The sequence below is a fragment of the Brevundimonas lutea genome, from assembly GCF_003704105.1.
In the GTDB taxonomy this organism is placed as follows: Bacteria; Pseudomonadota; Alphaproteobacteria; order Caulobacterales; family Caulobacteraceae; genus Brevundimonas; species Brevundimonas lutea.
The window spans coordinates 309,914-330,785 of sequence record NZ_QUOQ01000002.1 but is presented as its reverse complement, the minus strand read 5'-3'; the positions used below and the strand labels follow the sequence as shown (position 1 = coordinate 330,785).

At 69.4% G+C, this 20,872-nt stretch carries 14 protein-coding genes; 7 read left to right on the top strand and 7 right to left on the bottom strand.

The genetic code is table 11. From position 1 onward, the window contains the following. Positions 1 to 77: 77 nt before the first annotated feature. The 5 genes from EES48_RS01695 to EES48_RS01675 all read right to left on the bottom strand — a co-directional run bounded on the left by EES48_RS01695 (position 78) and on the right by EES48_RS01675 (position 4,737). Positions 78 to 1,319, bottom strand: coding sequence for a DNA-packaging protein (locus EES48_RS01695; protein WP_240623180.1), 1,242 nt, complete (start codon positions 1,317 to 1,319; stop codon positions 78 to 80). After that, the gene (locus EES48_RS15060) at positions 1,240 to 1,692 is read right to left on the bottom strand and encodes a hypothetical protein (protein ID WP_240623179.1); all 453 of its coding nucleotides are present in this window, start codon (positions 1,690 to 1,692) and stop codon (positions 1,240 to 1,242) included. The genes EES48_RS01695 and EES48_RS15060 overlap by 80 nt, the downstream gene beginning before the upstream one ends. Before the next feature lie 127 nt (positions 1,693 to 1,819). Beyond that, on the bottom strand, positions 1,820 to 2,218 hold the full coding sequence (locus tag EES48_RS01685; protein WP_122464644.1) for a response regulator transcription factor: 399 nt from the start codon (positions 2,216 to 2,218) through the stop codon (positions 1,820 to 1,822). Then, on the bottom strand, positions 2,215 to 4,212 hold the full coding sequence (locus EES48_RS01680) for an ATP-binding protein (RefSeq protein WP_122464643.1): 1,998 nt from the start codon (positions 4,210 to 4,212) through the stop codon (positions 2,215 to 2,217). Before EES48_RS01680 ends, EES48_RS01685 begins: the two co-directional genes overlap by 4 nt. Before the next feature lie 54 nt (positions 4,213 to 4,266). Further along, the gene (locus EES48_RS01675) at positions 4,267 to 4,737 is read right to left on the bottom strand and encodes a YcgN family cysteine cluster protein (protein WP_122464642.1); all 471 of its coding nucleotides are present in this window, start codon (positions 4,735 to 4,737) and stop codon (positions 4,267 to 4,269) included. 84 nt (positions 4,738 to 4,821) lie between these two features. On the opposite strand from EES48_RS01675, the gene EES48_RS01670 reads away from it, so the two are divergent. Both EES48_RS01670 and EES48_RS01665 read left to right on the top strand, forming a co-directional pair. Further along, positions 4,822 to 7,479: a M14 metallopeptidase family protein gene (locus EES48_RS01670; RefSeq protein ID WP_122464641.1), complete on the top strand. Its 2,658-nt coding sequence runs from the start codon at positions 4,822 to 4,824 to the stop codon at positions 7,477 to 7,479. A 50-nt stretch (positions 7,480 to 7,529) separates the two neighbouring features. Then, on the top strand, positions 7,530 to 9,350 hold the full coding sequence (locus tag EES48_RS01665; RefSeq protein ID WP_122464640.1) for an ABC-F family ATP-binding cassette domain-containing protein: 1,821 nt from the start codon (positions 7,530 to 7,532) through the stop codon (positions 9,348 to 9,350). A 19-nt stretch (positions 9,351 to 9,369) separates the two neighbouring features. Here the strand turns inward: EES48_RS01665 and EES48_RS01660 are convergent, their stop codons facing one another. Further along, complete coding sequence (locus EES48_RS01660) at positions 9,370 to 11,463, bottom strand: catalase (protein WP_122464639.1); 2,094 nt, start codon at positions 11,461 to 11,463, stop codon at positions 9,370 to 9,372. Between the two features lie 160 nt (positions 11,464 to 11,623). Between EES48_RS01660 and EES48_RS01655 the strand changes: the two genes are divergently transcribed. From EES48_RS01655 to EES48_RS01635, 5 genes are all read left to right on the top strand, one after another. Continuing rightward, positions 11,624 to 13,759, top strand: coding sequence for a TonB-dependent siderophore receptor (locus tag EES48_RS01655; protein WP_122464638.1), 2,136 nt, complete (start codon positions 11,624 to 11,626; stop codon positions 13,757 to 13,759). Beyond that, complete coding sequence (locus EES48_RS01650) at positions 13,759 to 15,009, top strand: PepSY-associated TM helix domain-containing protein (protein WP_122464637.1); 1,251 nt, start codon at positions 13,759 to 13,761, stop codon at positions 15,007 to 15,009. Before EES48_RS01655 ends, EES48_RS01650 begins: the two co-directional genes overlap by 1 nt. A 674-nt stretch (positions 15,010 to 15,683) precedes the next feature. Next, positions 15,684 to 16,673, top strand: a complete 990-nt coding sequence (locus EES48_RS01645; protein ID WP_162997952.1) for an ABC transporter substrate-binding protein — start codon at positions 15,684 to 15,686, stop codon at positions 16,671 to 16,673. Between the two features lie 119 nt (positions 16,674 to 16,792). Next, a complete protein-coding gene (locus tag EES48_RS01640) occupies positions 16,793 to 18,046 on the top strand; it encodes a hypothetical protein (protein WP_122464635.1) in 1,254 nt (417 codons plus the stop codon). Then, the gene (locus EES48_RS01635) at positions 18,043 to 19,155 is read left to right on the top strand and encodes a DUF2336 domain-containing protein (RefSeq protein ID WP_122464634.1); all 1,113 of its coding nucleotides are present in this window, start codon (positions 18,043 to 18,045) and stop codon (positions 19,153 to 19,155) included. Before EES48_RS01640 ends, EES48_RS01635 begins: the two co-directional genes overlap by 4 nt. Position 19,156: 1 nt before the next feature. Here EES48_RS01635 and EES48_RS01630 read toward each other — a convergent pair whose 3' ends face one another. Then, positions 19,157 to 20,704, bottom strand: coding sequence for a carbon-nitrogen hydrolase family protein (locus EES48_RS01630; protein WP_122464633.1), 1,548 nt, complete (start codon positions 20,702 to 20,704; stop codon positions 19,157 to 19,159). Positions 20,705 to 20,872: the final 168 nt, after the last annotated feature.

Sequence of the window (20,872 nt, the reverse complement as noted above, 5' to 3'; positions counted from 1 at the left end):
CCGCGCGCGAAGGCGCGTGGGGAGGACAGGTCGCGCTCGCGACCAGGAGGGGGCGTCGCCGCCGCCCAATATTCTCTTCAGAGGTTCCGCACCCGCGGCCCCTCGCCGCCCGGCGCCCGCATCAGTTCGCTCACCGCCCAGACCAGCGCATCCGCCCGGTCCGGCGACCGCGTCGGCCCGTCCTCGGACCCCAGCGCCATGAGTTCTTCCTCGAGCTCGCCCAGCGCATCCCCATGCGCCACCCGACCCTGCTCATAGAGCAGGGCCACCGGCTCGGCCCGGGTCCGCTTGCCGCGCGTGGCGTGGGCCAGTCGGATCGGCCGGGTCACTCCTGCCTGATCCAGCACCGCCTTGACCATCTCGCCGCCCTGGTTGGCCTCGGCCAGGATCAGGTCGGCTTCGACCACCTCGGCCGTCCGCTTCACCGCCCCGGCCCAGGCCTCGGGCGAGCATCCGCGCACCGACCGGTCGGCCAGCACCCAGATCTCCGCCCCCGCCCGGCCCGCCGCGACGATGCCGCAGGCGTCGCCGTGCGCGCTGGCCGGCGGATCGACCGCCACCACGATCTTCTCAAACCGTTCCGGCCAATCGCCACGTCCCGCATCCCGAGCACGCCGCATGTCCTCGGCCTTGAACAGCGCCCCGCCGTCCTCGACCACCAGCCCGTCCAGTTCCTGGGTCTCCAGCCGCGTGCCGCCGTACAGCGCCTTCAGATTGGCCAGGAAGCCCGGTGACAGGTTCGCCACATTCTCAACGGTTCCGCCGCGCGTCACCTCCGTCCCCGCCTCGGCCATCAGCCGCCTCAGCGCCCGGATCGGCTTGGGCGTCGTCGTCACCACCAGCCGGGGCGCCACCCCCAGCCGCAGTCCCAGCCGCAGATTGGCCAGCACAGCCTCCGGCTCGCGCCAGGCGCAGAACTCGTCGGCCCAGGCCGCGTGAAACTGCGGTCCGCGCAAACTCTCCGCATCCTCCGCCGAGAACGCCTGCGCCACCGCTCCCGAATGATCCCACACCAGCCTTCGCCGGCTCTGCTCCCAGCGCGGACGCTCAACGCCCTCCGGCGTGGCCCGCAGGCCCGAAGGCCCCTCCACCATCACCTCGCGCACGTCGTGCAGGGTTGGCCCCACCAGGGCCAGCCGCGCATTGTCCATCCGCGCCTGCATGGCCAGCCATTCGGCGCCGGCGTATGTCTTGCCCGCCCCCCGGCCGCCCAGCATCAGCCAGGTCAGCCACTCGCCCTCAGGCGGCAGCTGGTGCGTATTCTGATCCCATCGCCGCGCCGCCTCGCGCGTCAATTCCTCCTCCGACAGCGACGCCACCCAGTCGCTCGCTGCCCGCTTCCGCTCGGCCGGACTGCTGGTCGATGAGACCGTGAAGTCGGGTCTCCAGACCGGCGCGGATTCGCTCCACCCGTTCGAAGTCATGCGCCTGCGTGTCGCCCATCTGATCCTCGCCCGAGGGGTTGCTGTTCGCCGCCGTCTCGATCATCGGCGGCAGGTCCAGGCTCGCCACCTCGCGAACCGCCCCGGCCATCATCCCGAGCCAGCGCGCAAAGCGCTGGTGCTCCAGCCGCGGATCGTCTTTCGAGACCTTCGGCGCCAGGGCGATCGCTTCGCGCGTCAGCCCGTTCAATTCTGTGAAGGCGTGTGCATGGAGGGCGCGGCCTTCCGGCCCCACCCTCTCCATCGCCATGTCGCTTTTCTTCGCCATGACAAGAACATAGCAGACTCCCGCCCCCCGTCGGACATTCGGACGCTGCCTCGGTTCTGGTCCAGCGCCGGCGGGATCGCCGCCTCGCGAAAGCGGGATTAGCGAGCCTTCAGCCGCGCCGCAGGGACGGTCGAGCGGCCGTTCCTGGTCCGGCCAGCGCCTTCCTGATCCGTTCGACCAGGGCCTCCGGCGTGAAGGGCTTCAGCACATAGCCGTTGCCGCCCATGGCCATCACGTCCCGCACCGTCTCCGCCGACTGGTTGGCGGTCATCATCAGGATCGGCGTCGTCTGCCGCCGCTCCTTGCGCACCACCTGCAGCACATCCAGACCGCTCAGCCCCGGCATGGAGATGTCCAGCAGGATCAGGTCAGGCTTGACGTGCGGCAGCATCTCCAGCGCCATGGCCCCCGTCCGGGCGCGGGCATGGGTCATCCCCGCGCGATCCAGGATCATCTCGACCATCTCGCCCAGCATCTCGTCGTCTTCGACGATCAGGATATGGCTCATGCGGGTCGCCTCCGGACGCAAGCGGTTACGGACGTCTCGTCTCTCAGATGGCGCGCGATGGTCTCGGCCAGGGCCGCCGGACTGACCGGCTTGGCCACATGGTCGTCCATGCCCGCCTCGCGACAGCGGGTCACATGCTCCGGCTGCACATTGGCTGTCAGGGCCACGATCGGGGTTTTCGCCACGGCCTCGTCCAGCGCCCGGATGGCCCGCGTCGCCGCCAGGCCGTCCATGCCCGGCATCTGCACGTCCATCAGCACCAGATCATGCCCGCCTCGCCTCAGCGCTTCGACCCCCTCGGCCCCATCCGTCGCCGTCTCGACCTGCAGGCCCAGATTCTCCAGCAGGGCGCCGACCATATCGCGGTTGGCAGCCGAGTCGTCGACCAGCAGAACCCGCGCGCCGCGCAGGTCCTTCACATCGCCACCGTCCCGCGGCTCTTCGGCGCCCATCGTCCCCGCCATCGGCAAGGTCACCTCGAACCAGAAGGTCGAGCCCTCGCCCGGCCGGCTGGTCGCGCCGATCTCGCCGCCCATCAGTTCGATCAGCCGCCGCGAGATCGCCAGGCCCAGCCCTGTGCCGCCATAGGTCCGCGTGGTCGATTGATCCGCCTGGGTGAACCGCTCGAACAGGGCGTCGATCCGCTCCTCGGCGATCCCCACCCCGGTGTCGGTGACCGCCACCCTCAGCCGCCATCCCCCGGCCACCGGCGTTCCCCCCAAAACCACGGAAACGCCGCCTTCCGCCGTGAATTTGCAGGCGTTCGACAGGAAATTCAGCAGAACCTGCCGCAATCGCCCTTCGTCGCCGATCAACGCTTCCGGTGCGCCGGCCGCGACCTCCACGGAGATCGCCAGCCCCTTCTTGCCGCACTGGCCCTCCACCAGTCCGATCGCGCCTTGCGCCCAGGCCTCGAGGTCGAACGGCTGGGGATCCATCTCGACCGCCCCGGCCTCCAGCTTGGAATAGTCCAGGATGTCGTTGATCACCGACAGCAGGGCCTCCGACGCCGTGGAGATACGGTCGGCATAGCGCCGCTCCATCTCGCCCAGCCCGTCGCTGGCTTTCAGCAGCCCGGCGAAGCCGATGACGCTGGTCAGGGGCGTCCTCAGTTCGTGGCTCATGTTCGACAGGAACTCGTCCTTGGCCCGGGCCGCGGCCTCCTGCGCCCGGATACGTTCGGTCACGTCCTGGAACACCCCGAACAGCGCCGCCGGCGCGCCCTCGTCATCCCGCTGCAGCATGGCGCGCGAGATCACCCGACGCTCCTCGCCGTCCGCCCGGATCAGGCGCTGCTGGAACTCGCCGGGTTCGCCGGTCTCCACGATGCGCTGGACGAACGCTTCGACCGCGGCCCGGTCGTCCGGATGATAGAAGTCGATGGCCCCGCCCAGATTGGGATCGAACGCGTCCGGTGCCACGCCGTGGATGCGATAGACCTCGTCGGACCAGCTGACCGCCTGCGTCTTCAGATCGACCCGCCAGTGCCCCAGGCCCGCAATCTGTTCGGCCATCTCCAGTAGCTGCAACCGGGCCTTCTTTTCGCGACGCAGCCGGGCTTCCTCCAGCAATTCGCCCGACAGCGCGGCCAGGTCAGCCAGGGTTTCCAGCTGCTCGGCGGTCGGCGTTTCATGCGGCCGGGTGTCCACCGCCGCCACCGCCCCGATGGCGCGCCCCGCTCGGTCGCGGAACACCGCCCCGGCGTAGAACCGCACCTTCATTCCGCCGGTCACGCTGGCGTAGTCGGCGAAGCGCGGGTCCCGGGTCGCGTCCTCGACCACCATCAGATCCAGGCCCTCGACGATGGCCCGGTTGCAAAAGCTCTCCTCCAGTGGAACCGACCCCGCCTCCAGGCCGACACAGGCGAAGAAGCCCTGGGCGCTCTCGTCGATCCGGGTCACCACCGCCATCGGCGTTCCAAAGGTGCGCGCGACCATGCGCGCCACCCTGTCGAAACCGGAGCTCGTCTTTTGCGCGGGGCGGGTCGTGTCCATTTACCGAGGTTGGCGGCAAAGTCCCAAGTCTTGGTTAGCGCCCGGGTGGCTTCTTCAGCCGTCGGGCGGCTGCGTCCCGCGCTCCTCGCGCCAGTCGGGCGCCTCGAAGTCCAGGGCGTCCTCGGCCTCCTTCAGCACCGTCTCCGAGATGGTCTGTCCGCGCACCGACACGCCGGCCTCGTGCACCGTCTCGCGGTCGCCCGACACCAGATGGTGCCACCAGGCCAACGGCCGCCCCTCCCACAGTCGGCGATAGCCGCACGACCTGGGCATCCATTCCAGCGCCTCGATGTTTCCGGGCGTCAACTTGATGCAGTCCGGCACATGGGCCTTGCGGTTCGCATAGTCCGAACACGCGCACCGGTCCGGGTCGAACAGCTTGCAGTGCACTCGCGTCGGGATCACCTCGCCGGTGTCCTCGTCCTCGAACCGCACCAGACAGCACAGGCCGCAGCCGTCGCAGACCGCCTCCCACTCGGCGGTCGTCATTTCGTCCAGGCGCTTGGTTTCCCAGAAGGGCTTCATGCGGCGGGCTTCTACGCCTTCCGGCGCTTGCGGGCGACCGCTGAATCCGGCCAAGTGCGCGGGCTGTCAGGGGAATGTTCGTCCATGTCTCGCCGTTTCACCGCCGCCCTGCTCGCGGCCGCCTGTTGCGCCGCCCTTCCCGCCGCCGCCCAGCCTGTGGCCGAGCGCCCGGCCTTCATCCCCAGCCCGCTGCAATCGTCCGGCTACGACGCCTCCATCCCCACGCCCGAGCAGATCCTCGGTCACCAGCTGGGCAAGCGCATCACCCCGACCGCCGCCGTCCACCGCTATTTCGAGGCGCTTCAAGCCGCCGCCCCCGACCGGATGCGCATCGGCCAGTATGGTCAGACCCACGAGGGCCGTCCGCTCCTCTGGTCCGTGATCGGCTCGCCCGAGAACATCGCCCGTCTCGACCAGATCCAGGCCGCGGCCCAGGCCCTCGCCGACCCGCGCCGCACCGACGCCGCCCGGGCCCAGGCTCTGATGGCCGATCAGCCGGCCATCGTCTGGCTGGCTCACTCCGTCCACGGCAACGAAATCAGCCCGGCGGAATCGGCCATGGCCATCGCCCGCCACCTGCTGGCCTCGCCCGACGATCCGCGCGTCCAGGCCATCCTCGACAACACCCTGGTCTTCATTCTGCCGACGCAGAACCCGGACGGACGCGAGCGTTTCATCGCCTCCTACGCCGCCGCCGCCGGCATCCGCATCGACCCCGATCCCCTGTCGGCCGAGCGCGCCGAGCGCTGGCCCACGGGCCGGTTCAACAGCGCCCTGTTCGACCTCAACCGCGACTGGTTCGCCCAGACCCAGCCCGAGACGCGCGGCCACTCCGCCCTGCTGCGCTCCTGGTCGCCGCATGTCGTGGTCGATGCCCATGAGATGGGCACGGACGACACCTTCTTCTTCCCGCCAGAGGCCGAGCCCCACAATCCGCTGCTGCCGCCGCGCCAGATGGAGACCCGCGCCGTCATCGGTCGAAACACCGGCCAGTGGTTCGACCGGCTTGGCCTCGATTACTTCACCCGCGAGGTCTACGACGCCTTCTATCCCGGCTACGGCGACGCCTGGCCCAGCTATCTGGGCGCGGTCTCCATGACCTATGAGCAGGGCTCGGCGCGGGGCCTGGCCGCCCGCCGCTCGTCCGGCGACATCCTGACCTATCCCGAGACCATCCAGGGCCATTTCACCGCCGCCCTGTCGACGCTCGAGGCCGCCGCCCGAGAGCGCGCTCGCCTGCTCTCTGACCACTGGGCCCACAGCCGCGAGGCCGTGGCCCGGACCGGCGGCTGGCTCCTGCCGCGCGACGCGGCCGATCCCGGCGCCGCCGACCGCCTGGCCGAGCTGATGGCGCTTCAGGGCGTCGAGGTCAGCCGCGCCTCCGGCGCCGCCTGCGGCCAGTCGATGCCCCAGGGCGGCTACGCCATCGCCGAGGGCCAGCCGATGGGCCCTCTGGCCCGCGTGCTGTTCGACCGCTCAATCGCGCTGCGCCCCGGCTTCCTGGAGGAGCAGGAGCGTCGTCGCGCCCTGGGCCTCGACGCCCAGATCTATGACGTCACCGCCTGGTCCCTGCCGCTAGCCTTCAACACGCCGGTGATCGACTGCCGCGCTCTGCCGACCGGAGAGCGTCTTGAGCCCGGCCGCCGCCGCGTCGGTGCCGTCACCGGACCGACCGACTCCCCCGCCTGGATCGTTCCGGCCGGAACCCAGGCCTTCCGCTTCATGACCGCCGCCCTCGACGCGGGGCTTCGGGTCCGCAGCCCGGAGGCCGGCTTCACCCTGGACGGCCGCCCGTATCCGGCCGGCTCGATGATCGTCACCCGGGGCGGCAACCCCGACGATGTCGACGCGACGATCGCCCGCCTGGCCGCCGAGACCGGCGCCGATGTCACCGCCGTCGGCGACACCTGGGTGACCGAAGGTCCCAGCTTCGGCTCCGACCGCTCGCCGGTGCTCAAGGCCGCCCGCGTCGCCCTGGCCTGGGACGACGGAACCTCGCCCACCGCCGCCGGCTCCGTCCGCCATGTGCTGGAACGCGAATACGGCTGGCCGGTCACGGTGGTCGCCGTCCGCAACCTGGCCCGCGCCGACCTGTCGGGATTCGACGCCGTCATCCTGCCCGACGGCGGCTATGGCGGCTTGGGAGAAGTGGGCCTGGCCAATCTGCGGGGCTTCACCGAGCGGGGCGGCGTGCTGGTCGCCATGGCCGGCGCCGCCGAGGCCATCGCCGATCCCAAAGCCAGGCTCCTGGCCGCCCGCCTGGAAGGCGCCGCGGCCGAGGACGCCGAGGCTGAGGACGCGCCCGACACAGCGGACGCTGCTCCCGAAGGCGATCTCCTGACCGACGAGGACGCCTATCTGACCCGCGTGCGCGGGACCGACCGCGAGCTGGACCAGGTCGCCGGGGCCTTCCTCGGCGCGCGGGTCGACCGCGACCATTGGCTGGCCGCCGGCGTACCCGAGCACATCAGCATCCTGTACGGCGGCGCGGCGGTGTTCCAGCCCCTGACCCTGGAGGACGGCGTCAATGTCGTCCGCTTCGAAGGCCCGGACACCCTGCTGGAGGCCGGCCAGCTGTGGAGCGAGAATCGCGCCCAGCTGGCCTACAAGCCCGCCGTCATGGCCCAGCCGCTCGGCGACGGCTGGATCGTCGCCTTCGCCCAAGACCCCACCCTGCGCGGCTTCCTCCGAGGCCAGGATGGCCTGCTCCTCAACGCCCTCTTCCGAGGCCCGGTGCGGTGATCATCGGCGGCGCGTGACCCGGCGCGCCGCGCGCCCTATACCCCGCCCCCATGGCCGCCAGACCTCCCCTCGTCGCCCTCAAGGATGTTCGTCTTCAGGACGGCCCGCGCCCCCTGTTCGACGGCGTCGACATGGCCATCGAGCCGCGCGCCCGGGCCTGCCTGGTCGGCCGCAACGGAGCCGGTAAATCGACCCTGATGAAGCTGGTCATGGGCCTGATCGAGCCCGACTCCGGCGAACGCTCGGTCCAGTCCGGCGTCCGCTTCGCCTATGTCCCGCAGGAGCCGGAGATCACCGGCGACACCTTGGCCGACTACGCTTCATCCGGCGCCGCCGAGCGCTGGGACGCGGAGGCCTGGCTGACCACCTTCGGCCTCGACCCCGAAAAGCCGGCCGCGAACCTGTCCGGCGGGGAGATCCGCCGCGCCGCCCTGGCCAAGGCCTTCGCCGAACAGCCCGACCTGCTGCTGCTCGACGAGCCGACCAACCACCTGGACATCCTCGCCATCGAGCGGCTGGAGGCCGAGATCCTCTCGACCCGCTGCGCCATCCTGGTGGTCAGCCACGACCGCGCCTTCCTCAACCGCGTCACCGACACTTCCCATTGGCTGGAGGGCCGTCGCGTCCGCACCCTGAACAAGGGCTTCAAGGCCTTCGACGACTGGGCCGCCAAGGTCATGGAGGAGGAGGCCGAATCCCTGCGCCGCCTGACCAAGAAGATCGAGGCCGAGACCTACACCTTCTACCGCTCCATCACCGCCCAGCGCACCCGCAACGAGGGTCGGGCGCGGGCGCTGCAGGCCATGCGCGCCGACCGCGCCGAGCGGGTCCGCGACCTGCCCAAGGAGCTCAATCTCGGCGTCGACGCCGGAGCGCTGTCCGGCAAGCTGGTCGCCGACATCAAGGGCGTGTCCAAGAGCTATGGCGGTCGCACCCTGTTCAAGGGCCTGACAACCCGCATCATGCGCGGCGATCGCCTGGGCATCGTCGGCCCCAACGGCGCGGGCAAGACCACCCTGGTCAAGGTGCTGCTGGGCGAGACCCAGCCCGACGAGGGGACGGTGCGCATGGGGGCCAACCTCGAGCCCGTCTACCTCGACCAGGCCCGCGACGACCTGAAATCGGACATGACCCTGTGGGACGCCCTGACCCCCGGTGGCGGAGACTCCATCCTGGTGCGCGGCCGTTCCATGCACGTCGCCGCCTACGCCAAGGACTTCCTGTTCCAGGAGGGGCAGCTGCGCCAGCCGATCTCGACCCTGTCGGGCGGCGAGCGCAACCGCCTTCTGCTGGCCCGCACCCTGGCCAAGCCTGCCAATCTGCTGGTGTTGGACGAGCCGACAAACGACCTCGACATGGACACCCTCGACAAGCTGGAGGAGCTGCTCGAGGAGTACGACGGCACCCTGATCCTCGTCAGCCACGACCGCGACTTCGTCGACCGCCTGGCCACCTCCACCCTCGCCCTCAACGGCCGGGGCGACGTCGTTGAAACGCCGGGCGGCTGGTCGGACTTCGTACGTCAGAACCCGGGGTTCATCAGCGAGGACGTCAAGCGCGCCAGCGATCGGCGGGAAGACGACGCCGCCGCGCCGTCGGCGGCCCTGCCGACCACCACACCCGCCGCCAAACCCCGTAAGCTGTCCTTTAAGGACGCCCACCGGCTTCAGGAATTGACGACCCTGCTCGAAGCGCTGCCGAACACGATCGCCGCCCACGACGCCACCCTGTCGGACCCGGACCTCTACGCCCGCGATCCCGCCGCCTTCGACCGCGCCATGAAGGCTGCCGCGGCGGCGCGCGAACAGCTCGACGCCGCCGAGACGGAATGGCTGGAGCTGGAGGAAAAGAAGGCCGCCCTCACGGGTTGAGGACGGCCTCCGGCTTGGCTCAGGCCAACATGCGGACCTTGGGTTCGCGATCCCACTGACGGGTCGACGCGGGCTCCACGAAACCGTCCGCGCCGTCCGATAGATCCACCACCCCGGCGTCCGCCTCGACCCCCGCCTTGTCCAGCAGCGGCTGCGCTTCGGCGGTGTGGCCGATGGCCTTCAGGTGGCCGAAAGCGTCCTTGGCGAAGTCGATGGCCGCGCCTTCCTTCAGCAGCTCAGCGCAGCCTTCCTCCGACACCACGATGGCAATGGCGTCGAACATCACCGACGGCGTTCCGGCCAGCTGCCCATCGGCCTTCAGAGCCTTGCCGCCCTTCAGGGTGACGCCGCCGATCTTGGGGGCCACGATCTTGACCGAGGCCCCGGCGCCTTCCGCCGCTGCCTTGACCGCCTCGACCACCGCGCCGTCGGCCCCGTCCGTCACCAGAATGCCCACGGCCCGGCCTTCCAGCCCGCCCGGATATTTGCCGACGATGCTGAGCGCCGGCGAGGGATCCATATCGAAGGGCGCGCTGAACGCCTCATTCGCCTCGGGCAGGTCGACATTCAGCCCCTTGGCCACGCGCTCGGCCAGGGTCTCGTCGACGTTGCGCAGATTGCCCAACACCCGGTCCCGGACGTGGTCCAGCGTGACCTTCGACAGCTCGAAAACGATGGCGCTGGCCAGGTGGGCCTGCTCCGGCTCAGTCTGCGAGCGATAGAACAGCCGCGCCTGGCTGTAGTGATCGGCGAAGCTCTCGGCCCGCAACCGGACCTTGGTCTGTTCTACCGGCGCGGCGAAGCTGCGGAAGCCGCCCTTGGGATCTTCGCGCGGACCGCCTTCCTCGCCGGCCTCGGCCAGGCTGTTGGGCTCATAGTTGGCCCGGCCGGTGAAGACCTGGGTCTGCATCTGGCCGTCGCGCTGGAAGTTCTGGAAGGGGCAACCCTTGGCCTGGTTGATCGGCAGCTGGTGGAAGTTGACTGTGCCCAGCCGCGACAGCTGGGTGTCCTGGTAGGAGAACAACCGCCCCTGCAGCAGCGGGTCTTCCGAGAAGTCGATGCCCGGCACGATGTTGGTCGGCAGGAAGGCGACCTGTTCGGTTTCGGCGAAGAAGTTGTCCGGGTTGCGGTCCAGCACCATGCGACCGATGACCCTGAGCGGGTGCAGCTCCTCGGGGATCAGCTTGGTCGCATCCAGCACGTCGAACGGCAGGGCGTCGGCCTCGTCCTGGGTCAGGATCTGCACCGCGAACTCCCACTCGGGGAAATCACCCTTGTCGATCGCTTCATAGAGGTCGCGCCGGTGGAAGTCGGGATCGGCGCCCGCGATCTTCACCGCCTCGTCCCAGGTGGTCGACTGGGCGCCCAGCTTGGGCCGCCAGTGGAACTTCACGAACACCGCTTCGTCGTCGTCATTGACCAGGCGGAAGGTGTTGACGCCGAAGCCTTCGATCATCCGCAGGCTGCGCGGAATCCCCCGGTCCGACATGGCCCACATGATCATGTGGCTGGTCTCGGGCATCAGGCCGACGAAGTCCCAGAAGGTGTCGTGCGCGCTGGCCGCCTGGGGATAGCCGCGATCGGCCTCCATCTTCACCGCGTGGACCAGATCCGGGAACTTGATCGCGTCCTGGATGAAGAACACCGGGATGTTGTTGCCCACCAGGTCCCAGTTGCCTTCCTTGGTGTAGAATTTGACCGCGAAGCCGCGCACGTCGCGGGGCGTGTCGACCGAACCGGCGCCCCCCGCCACGGTGGAGAAGCGCACGAACACCTCCGTCTTCTCGCCGACCTCGGTCAGGATCCTGGCCCGGCTGAATTCTTCCAGGCTGTCGGTCAGCTCGAAATAGCCGTGAGCCGCCGAGCCTCGGGCATGGACGATCCGCTCGGGGATGCGCTCGTGGTCGAAATGCTGGATCTTCTCGCGGAGGATAAAGTCCTCCAGCAGGCTCGGCCCGCGCGGCCCGGCCTTCAGGGAATTCTGGTTGTCCGAGATCGGCGCGCCGTGATTGGTCGTGGTCCGCGCCTCGCCGCCCGCGCCCGTCTGCTGATGGGTCTCACCCCCCTCGCCGTGGGTGGTCGAGAAGGTCGTGTCGGTCTTGGCGTCGGCCATGAATGCGCTTTCGTCTGCGGGCGCGCGACATCGCCGCCCCGCAGCCACAACAGACCCCCGTCCCGCCTGTTCCGGTCTTTCCCGAAACTTCCCACAATGACGTTGCGAGGCATTGGCATTAGCGGGTAAGGAGCAGCCTCCTCCTCAAGAATGGTTCTCAATGTCGCTCCGCCTCGCCTTTCGCGCCGCCCTCTTGTCCGGCGCCGCGCTCGCCGCCGCCCTGCCCGCACATGCTCAATCGCGCGCCCAGGACGAGCCGACACGGCTGGATGAGATCGTCGTCACCGCCCCCAACTATGTCACCACCGTCGGCGAGAGCGGGACCAAGACCGACGCGCCCCTGACCGAGGTGCCCCAATCGGTCAGCGTCATCTCCCGCGACCAGATCGACCTCCTGGGCTGGACCAGCCTGATGCAGGCGGTGCGCTACACCTCCGGCATCACCTCCGAGAACTACGGCCCCGACGAACGCTATGACTGGCTGACCCTGCGCGGCTTCAACCCGGTCCAGTTCATCGACGGCCTGCAGGCGCCGACCGGCTCGGTCGCCAACATTGGCACCGACCTATGGGGCTTCGAGGCGGTGGAGATTCTGAAAGGCCCCTCGGCCGCCCTCTATGGCCAGAGCCCTCCCGGCGGCATCGTCAACCTGACCAGCCGCCGGCCGCAGGACCGTTTCGGCGGTGAACTCGAGGTGCTGGGCGGCAACTTCAGGCAGTTCCAGCTGGCCGGAGACGTCACCGGCCCGATCGCCGCCCGGGCCGACGGCCGCCTGACCGCCCTCTGGCGCCAGCGCGACACCCAGCTGACCGGCGTGGAATCCAAGCGCGCCTATGTCGCCCCGGCCCTGTCCCTTGACCTCGCGCCGCGCACCGACCTGACCCTGCTGGGCTATTGGCAGGACGACGAGGTCACCGGCGACGGCGGCGGCTTCCTGCCGGCCTATGGAGTGATCCTGCCCAATCCGCTGGGTGACGTTCCGACCTCCACCAACCTGGGCGAGCCCGACTTCAATCGCTTCGATCGCGAGCAGGGGGCGATCGGCTACGACCTGCGCCACGCCTTCTCCGACACCCTGACCCTGACCCAGAACCTCAAGTTCTTCACCAACGAAGCCTACCAGACCGGCCCCTATGGCACCGGCCTGCTCGACGCCGACTTCGACGGCGTGCCCGACGACTACCGCACCGTCACCCGCTCCCAGTTCGCCTTTCTGGAGGATGTCGACAGCTTCGCCGTCGACACCCGGCTGAACGCCAAGTTCGCCACCGGCGCCCTTCGTCACGACCTGCTGGTCGGGCTGGACAGCCGCTCCACCGACAACCGCCAGGCCTCCTATTTCGGCGCTGCGCCGTCCATCGACCTGTTCGAGCCGGTCTATGGCGCCGAGATCGTGGAAGGCCCGCTATTCACCTTCCTGGACCAGACACAGCAACAGGTCGGCCTCTACGCCTCCAATCAGATCCGCTTCACGCCGGGCGACGAGGGGCTGGTCCTCAGCCTGTCGGGTCGCCAGGACTGGGTCGAGACCGACAACCACCTGACCGATGTGACCATCGACGACGAGGCCTTCACCGGTCGCATCGGCCTGAACTACGTCATGCCGGGCGGCTGGGCGCCCTACGCGGCGTACGCGACCAGCTTCCAGCCCGTCGCCGGCGCCACCTTCGAGGGCGAGCTGTTCCAGCCGTCGGAGGGTGAGCAGATCGAGGCGGGGATCAAATACGACGGCCGCGACCTGCCGGCCGGCATCGACCTGTTCGCCACGGCGGCGGTCTACGCCCTGACCCAGACCAATGTCCTGACGCCCGACCCCGTCCCAGGCCGCCCCTTCTTCAACGTCCAGACCGGCGAGGTGGAGGTAAAGGGGCTGGAGATCGAGGCCGTGGCCCGGATCAACGAACGGATCAGCCTGAACGCCGCCTATGGCTACACTGACAGCGAGGTCACCGCCTCGAACGGCGCGGACCTGGGCAAGCAACTGCCCGTCACGCCGCGCCACAAGGCCTCGCTGTTCGCCGACTACACCTTCCAGGACGGCCCTCTGGCCGGTCTCGGCGTCGGCGCCGGCGCCCGCTACATGGGCACGGCCTTCGGCGACGGCGCCAACGCGTTCGAAATCCCGTCCGTGACCCTGGTCGACGCCACGATCCGCTATGACCGCGACGACTGGCGTCTGGCCTTCACCGCCTCGAACCTGTTCGACAAGGAATATCTGTCGCGCTGCACCGCCCTGACCCAGTGCTTCTACGGCACGCGCGGCCTCTACGCCGTCAGCCTGAGCCGGCGGTTCTGATGACGGTGGGTCTGGCGCGCACGACGAGCCCGACGGCGCCGCCCGTCGCCGCGCCCGCGCGCCAGGCCTCCCGCACGCTTTCCCGCTTCGACCCACGCCGGCTCGCCACCCTGCTGCACCGCTATGTCGGTCTGGCGCTGGCGGGGTTCCTGATCCTGTCGGGCCTGACCGGCTCGGTGCTGGTCTTCCAGCGCGAGATCGACGCCTGGCTGAACCCGCAGCTGTGGGCCGTGACCGCCGAGGGCCCGGCCCTGTCGGCGTCGGAGATCGCCGCCCGCGTCGAGGCCCACGACCCCCGCGTCCGCGCCCGCTGGATCCCGCTGGAGCCCGACGAGGGGCTGGACGTCTGGGTGGATCCCAAAATCGATCCGGCCACCGGCGCCCCCTACGCCATCGGCTACAACCAGATGTTCGTCGATCCGGTCACCGGCGAGATCAACGGCACGCGGCGATACGGCCCGCCGACGCTGAACCGGGAAGAGTTGATCCCCTTCATCGACCTGTTCCACCGCACCCTGTCGATCCCCGGCCTGTGGGGAACGTGGCTGATGGGCGGGATCGCCCTGATCTGGCTGTTCGACTGTTTCGTGGGCGCGTATCTGACCCTGCCGAGAGGCGCCAAGGGGCCACGCGCCTTTCTGTCGAAATGGAAGACGGCCTGGACGCTGAAACCCCGCGCCTCTTCGACCCGCCGCAATCTCGACCTGCACCGCGCCGGGGGCCTGTGGCTGTGGGGAGTACTCGCGACCCTGGCGGCCAGCGGCGTGGCTCTGAATCTCGAGCATGAAATCTTCGAGCCGGTGGTTGGGGTCTTCTCGCCGATCTCGGAGAACGAATTCGAGCATCAGCCGATGGACTTCGCCAACCCGATCCCGCCGGCCTTCGGCTTTGACGAGGCCATCGTCCGCGCCCGCGACCTCGCCGCCATTCCGGCCGATCAGCGCGTCTCCGGCATCTATTACGCGGCCGAGATCGGCGGCTATGGCGTGGCGTTCGGAGAGCCTTACGAGGCCGGACTGGGGATCACCTGGGCCTATGTCGGCAATGACGGCTCGCTGATCGAACTGACCCGCCCTGGCGTCGGCACGGCCGGCGACATCGTCGCCCAGGCCCAGTTGCCGCTGCACTCCGGCCAGATCCTGGGCCTGCCGACCCGCATCCTGATCTGCATCGCCGGCCTGGCCACCGCCGGCCTGTCGATCACCGGCGTCATCATCTGGGCCAGAAAGCGCGCGGCGCGGCGTCGATAGGCCCGCCAATGACGCAGAGACGTCGACGCGATGGAAACCTGTGGATATCTGAAGATGATGGATTCGCGACGGAATTTTCATCCGTCCACCGCCCTTCACAGGCTTATCCACCGCCACTCCCGATCTGGCCCCCAGGGGCGGAGATTCGGGCGCTTGCCCAATAGCCGGTTTCGTCGGAACGTCAACGGGCCGAGGGACACGGCGGCGCGGAAAACCGGGGAGACCCGGGGCTCAAAGCGAACCGGTCCGGCTCTCTGATCAGGGCGCCAAGGGCGGTCTTCGGACCGGTCCAGGCGACCAGACAGGGCCCAGGCTTCTGATCCGGATGGCTTCGGCCGTACGGGACAGGGGGACCAGGCCGGGACTTCAGGACGACGTGGCCCAGCGCCGCGGAACGCCGGAAGCCAGGAGTCGCCAGAATACAGCCGACCTTCGCCGGGTTCGCCCGTCGATGTGAAGGCCAGGGTTCTGAACCTCAACGGCCAAGTCCAACCCGGACTTGGCGGGGGGACGCAGAGGAAGACGGCTTCGGCCCGAACCCTCGGCGTCCCCCCGCTCAATTCGGGCCCCGCTCTTCCCGACATCCCCCGCTTTTCACCGCCGACCGGGCCGCCTAGGTTGCGGTCATGCAGCGGCGCGGGAATCGGTCAGGTCGGATCAGCCGTCGCGCCCTCGTGTCCGCGGCTCTGAGCCTGGGCGCGCTCGGCCTGGCGTCCTGTTCGCGCGATGTCGCTGAGGCCCCCAACAGCCCCCGGGTCCGCCTGCGCGTCGCCCTGGACGCACGGCCCAGCGCCCTGCACGGCGGCCTGTTCCAAGCCATGGCCGACGGCCTGTATGCGCGTCGCAATCTGACCGTCGAGCCGATCTCTGGCGAGGTCCAGCCGGGCGCCGCCCAGCGGCTGGCGGCCGGGACGGCCGAGCTGGCGCTGGGGTTCGACAGCCAGGCCCTGCTGAATCTCCGCAGCGGCGGGGCGCCGGTCCGGGCCGTCGCCGCCTTCTTCCAGAAGGACGCCCGCGCCCTCGCCGTCCGGGGCGAGACGCCCCTGACCGATCTGGCCGCCCTCGCGCCGCGCCCCTTCGCTTTCGAGGAATCGGACCTCGCCGCCTTCTGGCCGCTGATCCAGGCGCGCTACGGCATCGCGGCGGACAGGTTGCTGAGCGGCGACTCCGCCCTGGAGCTGTTCCAGGCTACGCCCGACGCGGTGCTGGCGGTCGATATCGGCCCGGAACTGGAGGCCGCCGCCCGCGCGGCCGCCCAGCCGTTGCAATGGCGTCTGCCGGCCGAGGAGGGCTTCGCCGGCTATGGCTCTCTGGTCATAGCCCCGGACGGCTTCGCTCGCGACAACGCCCGGGCTCTCAGCGCCTTCATCGTGGCCACGGCCGAGGGATGGCGTGACTATCTGGCGCGTGATCCGGCGCCCGCACACGGCCTGATCTCGCGCGCCGCGCCGGGCGTGACGGCCGAGAGCCTGATGGCGCAGCGCCAGCGGATCATCGACGCGGGGCTGGTGCTGGGCGGCGACGCGCCGGTCTATGGCATCGGGTCCATGACGCTGGAGCGGTGGCGCGACTACGTCGAGGCCGCCGCCGCGGTCGGCGCCGTCGCGACCGAAACCGACCCGGCCGACGTCTTCACGGTCGACTTCCTGCCCGGGCGGGGATGAGGTCGAACCTCAGCGCAGGGCGATAGATCGACCGTCCCGCGCCCGAACATCCGCGTTAGCCCGGTTTTAAGTCGGGCCGTCTATGGATCACGGTGAGTTCCCCTGACCGGAGGCCGCCCATGCGCCCCACCGCGACCGACATCGCCCGCCTGTCCCGCCCCCGCCTGCTGCGCGGAGGCGGGCGGCTGGCCCTGATCGCGGGATTGGCCGGGCTGATGGCGAGCCCTGCGCTGGCCCAGCAGAGGATGGGCTCGCGCATGCTGAACTGGGCCGGAAAGCCGGTCGTCGCCGCCCAGTCCCAGGCTGCGGTCCAGCCCGACATGGCGGTTGTCGCTGAGGCGGCGCCCGTTGTGACGACGGTCGAGCGGGCTCCGGTGATCGGCGGATCACGCTACAGCGGGCGGCCTTCGGCCGCGCTCCAGGCGCCGCCGCGTCAGGTGACGGCCGACGCCGCGCCGGGCCTGCAACCGCAGCCTCGCCTGGCCGACGCCACGCCTGCGCCCTATCAGGCCCCGCCGCGCACGCTCGCCGCCCCGTCCTATCCGTCGATGCGCGAAGCGCCGCGCCTGCGGCCCGCCCCCTATCCCTCGATTCAGCCGGTCGATCGTTACGCCGAGGCTGCGCCCAACCGTCGCGCGCCCGTCTATCGGCCCGACCCCACGCCACCGGCGGCTCAGCCGCGCTATGCGCCGCCGCCCGTGCAAGCGGAACCGGCGCCCCAGCCGACGCCAGCTCCGCAACCTGAGCCCCGCCAGGTCGAAGCCGCGCCTGTCCAGCCAGCGAGCCGACAGCCCGAATGGGAGCCGCCCCGCGCCGACTTGACCGACTTCGAGGCGGAGGCCGACGCTCGCGCCGAGGCTCCAGACCCGCGCGCTCCTCGGGCCGACGCGCCGGTATTCCGTGTCAGCCCGGCCCAGAACAGCGCCGCCCCCTCGACGGAGCCCGCGTCTGATCGGGAAGCTCTGTCGCCGTCGCCGGTCCCGAACGCCGCCCCAGTGGCCGATCCCAACGCCCCGCGCCGCGACGCCCTGATCTTCCAGCTGAACCGGCCCCAGGCCGCCCCCCGTCCCGACGTCGCCGCTGAAACTCAAGGCGCCGATGCGACGGCGTCCGAGGCGCCTGAGCCGCAGCCTTCCACGCAGGCGTCAGCCCAAACCCCGCCTCCGCCTGCGCGGCGACGGGCCGAGGATGACGATAGCGCCCGCTATTATTCGGTCCACCGGCAGGCTGGCCGCCAACCTGATCCGACCCCGATCCCCGACCCGGTCTATCTGGACTTCGCCCCGGTCGATCTGGCCGAGCCGCCGCCCGCACCGGTGATCGCGCGCCAGAACGGCCTGGCCCCGTCGGTGGCCGAGAACCCTCTGCCATGACCCAGACGGCCGCAACCGTGGACCAGGCATCACGTCTGCCCGACCTGATCGCCATGGCCCACGAGGGCTCCAGCGAAACCCGCCGCGCCCTGCTGCGCGAACTCACTGACCATTTCTTCGGCGCGCCGGTGCGCTCCCAGGCCGAGGACGCCCTCTATGGGGAGGTCATGGCCCGGCTGGCGACCGAGATGGAGGCGGCGGTCCGCGGCGAACTGTCCGAACGTTTCTCCGTCTCGCTGGACGCGCCGCACGCCCTGGTGCGCACGCTGGCGCTTGACCCGTCACCGGAGGTTGCCAACCCGGTGCTAAAAGGATCGCCCGTGCTGCAGGACGCCGACCTGCTCGAGGTCGTGGCGCGTCGCGGCCAGTCCCAACTGCGCGCGGTGTCGGGCCGAGTCACGGTGTCCGAGGCGGTGTCGGACGTCATCGTTGAGCGCGGCGACGACGAGACCCTGGGAACCCTGCTGCGTAATCAGGGCGCGGCCCTATCGCGTCAGGCGAACGAGACGGTGGTCAGCCGCGCCCAGGCCAATCCGGGGCTGCATGCCGCCGTGGTTGAGCGCACCAGCCTGCCGCCCGACCTGCTGAACGAGATGTATTTCATCGTCGAAGCGCGGCTGCGTCGCGTCATTCTTGAGCGCAACGCTCGGATGGATCCGGCGATGCTGGACCAGGCTTTATCCGCTGGACGCAACCGCGTCGCGGCCGATGACGGCCAGCTTCCCGACGATTACGCCGAGGCCGAGGTCTATGTGCGCGAACTGGCCGCGGCCGGTCAGCTGACGCCCCATACCCTGGCGCGCCTGCTGCGTTCGGGCAGCCGGACGGCCTTCCTGATCGCCTTGGCCGACATGGCCGAGATCGACTTCCACACCGCAAAACACATTGTCGATCGTGGCGAGATCGACGCCCTGGCCGTTGTGTGCAAGGCGGCCAATCTGGACCGCTCGCTGTTCCTCACCTACGCCGTGGTGCTGCTGGCCCGCGAGCAGGACGCCCTGGCCAAGGCGCAGAGCTACACCAGCCTCTACAACGACCTGCAGCGCGAGACGGCGATGCGCACCCTGCGATTCTGGCGGCTTCGGCGCCAGGCGCACGAGGCGGCCTGATCTAACCCGCGTCGCTCCAGACGGTCTTGTAGAGGTCGAAGCGGCGGTCGCGCAGGTTTCTGACCGTTCCCTGCGCCTTGGCCCAGGCCAGGTCGGACAGGTCCAGATCGGCCACCGTGACCGTCTCGACATTCTCGGACGCCTCGGCCGCCACCCCATCGCGCGCGAAGGGGAAGTCGCAGGGCGTCAGGATGCAGGACTGGGCGTACTGGATGTCCATGTTCTCGACGTTCGGCAGGTTCCCAACGTTGCCTGACAAGGCCATGTAGCACTGGTTCTCGATGGCCCGCGCCTGGGAGCAGTAGCGCACTCTGAGGTACCCCTGCCGGTTGTCGGTGCAGAACGGCACGAACAGCAGCCGCGCCCCCTCGTCCACCAGCCGCCGGGCCAGCTCCGGGAATTCGGAGTCATAGCAGATCAGCACCCCGATCGGGCCGCAGTCGGTGTCGATCGCATGCACCTTGCTGCCGCCCTTGATGTTCCACCAGTGCCGCTCGTTGGGGGTCGGATGGATCTTCTCCTGGGCGTGGACCGAGCCGTCGCGCAGGAAGACATAGGCGACATTCTGGATCTCGCCCTCGTCGGTCTGGGTCGGGTGCGAGCCGCCGATGATGTTGATGTTGTACTCAACCGCCATCTTGCGCAGCGCCTCGACGAAGCGCGGCGTGTAGCGCGTCAGGGCCTCGATCGATTCCGCCGGCGTCAGCTTCTTGGGCTCCAGCGAAAGCAGCTGCAGCGTGAACAGCTCGGGAAAGACCACGAAATCCGAGCGATAGTCCGAGGTGATGTCGACGAAATATTCGACGTTGTCGATGAACTCCTGGAAACTCGACACCTTGCGGGCCTGCAGCTGCACGGTCGCCACCCGCACCGTCTCCTTGGTGGCGAAAGCCGCGCCCCGGCCCTCGTGCTCGGTGTAGTACGGATTGCGCCACACCATGTGGGCGGCATTGCCCTGGGACTCCTTGTCCGAGCCCAGGTAGCCCTTCAGCACGCCGATCGGCTCGAATCCGCCACGCAGGTGAAAGCCGATCACCGGGTCGCTCATCTTGCGGGCCGTCACCGCGTCGAGATAGGCCTCGGGCTCGGGATAGGGGTTCTTCTTCTTCGACAGGCCCGGCATCCGGCCGCCGAAGACGATCCCCTTCAGGTTCTCGGCCTCGCACAGGTCGCGCCGGGCGTCGTACAGCCTCTGACCGATGCGCAGGCGGCGGCGGTCGGGATCGACGCACACCTCCATGCCATAGAACCATTCCCCGGTCGGATCGTGGCGCGCCGCGTAGCCTCCGCCGGTGATCTCCGACCAGGTGTGCGGCCCCATCGCCGCTGTCTCGTCGATGCGGAACCCGGCGGCGTAGCCCACGACCTCGTCATCATACTCGACCACGAACTGCCCGTCGGGAAAGTTTGAGATCTGCCCCCGCAGCATACCGGGCGAATAGGCGGGCATGTCCTTGTAGACCTTGGCCACCAGGGCCGAGATCGCCGGCACGTCGGCCGAACGGGCGTTGCGGATGGTCAGGACGGCGGGCTTGTTCTTTTTTGTCATGCCGCCTGAACGCACCAGCTTGGCCGTGGATCACCCGCAGCGCACAAAAGCCGTACGTCAAAAACGGACGTCGTCGTGCCAGCGGGAAAAAGAACATATTGGCAACCGGAACAAACCATGCACATAGTCAGCCGGTCGCAAGGGTGGGTCGGTAGCGGGCCTCTTCCA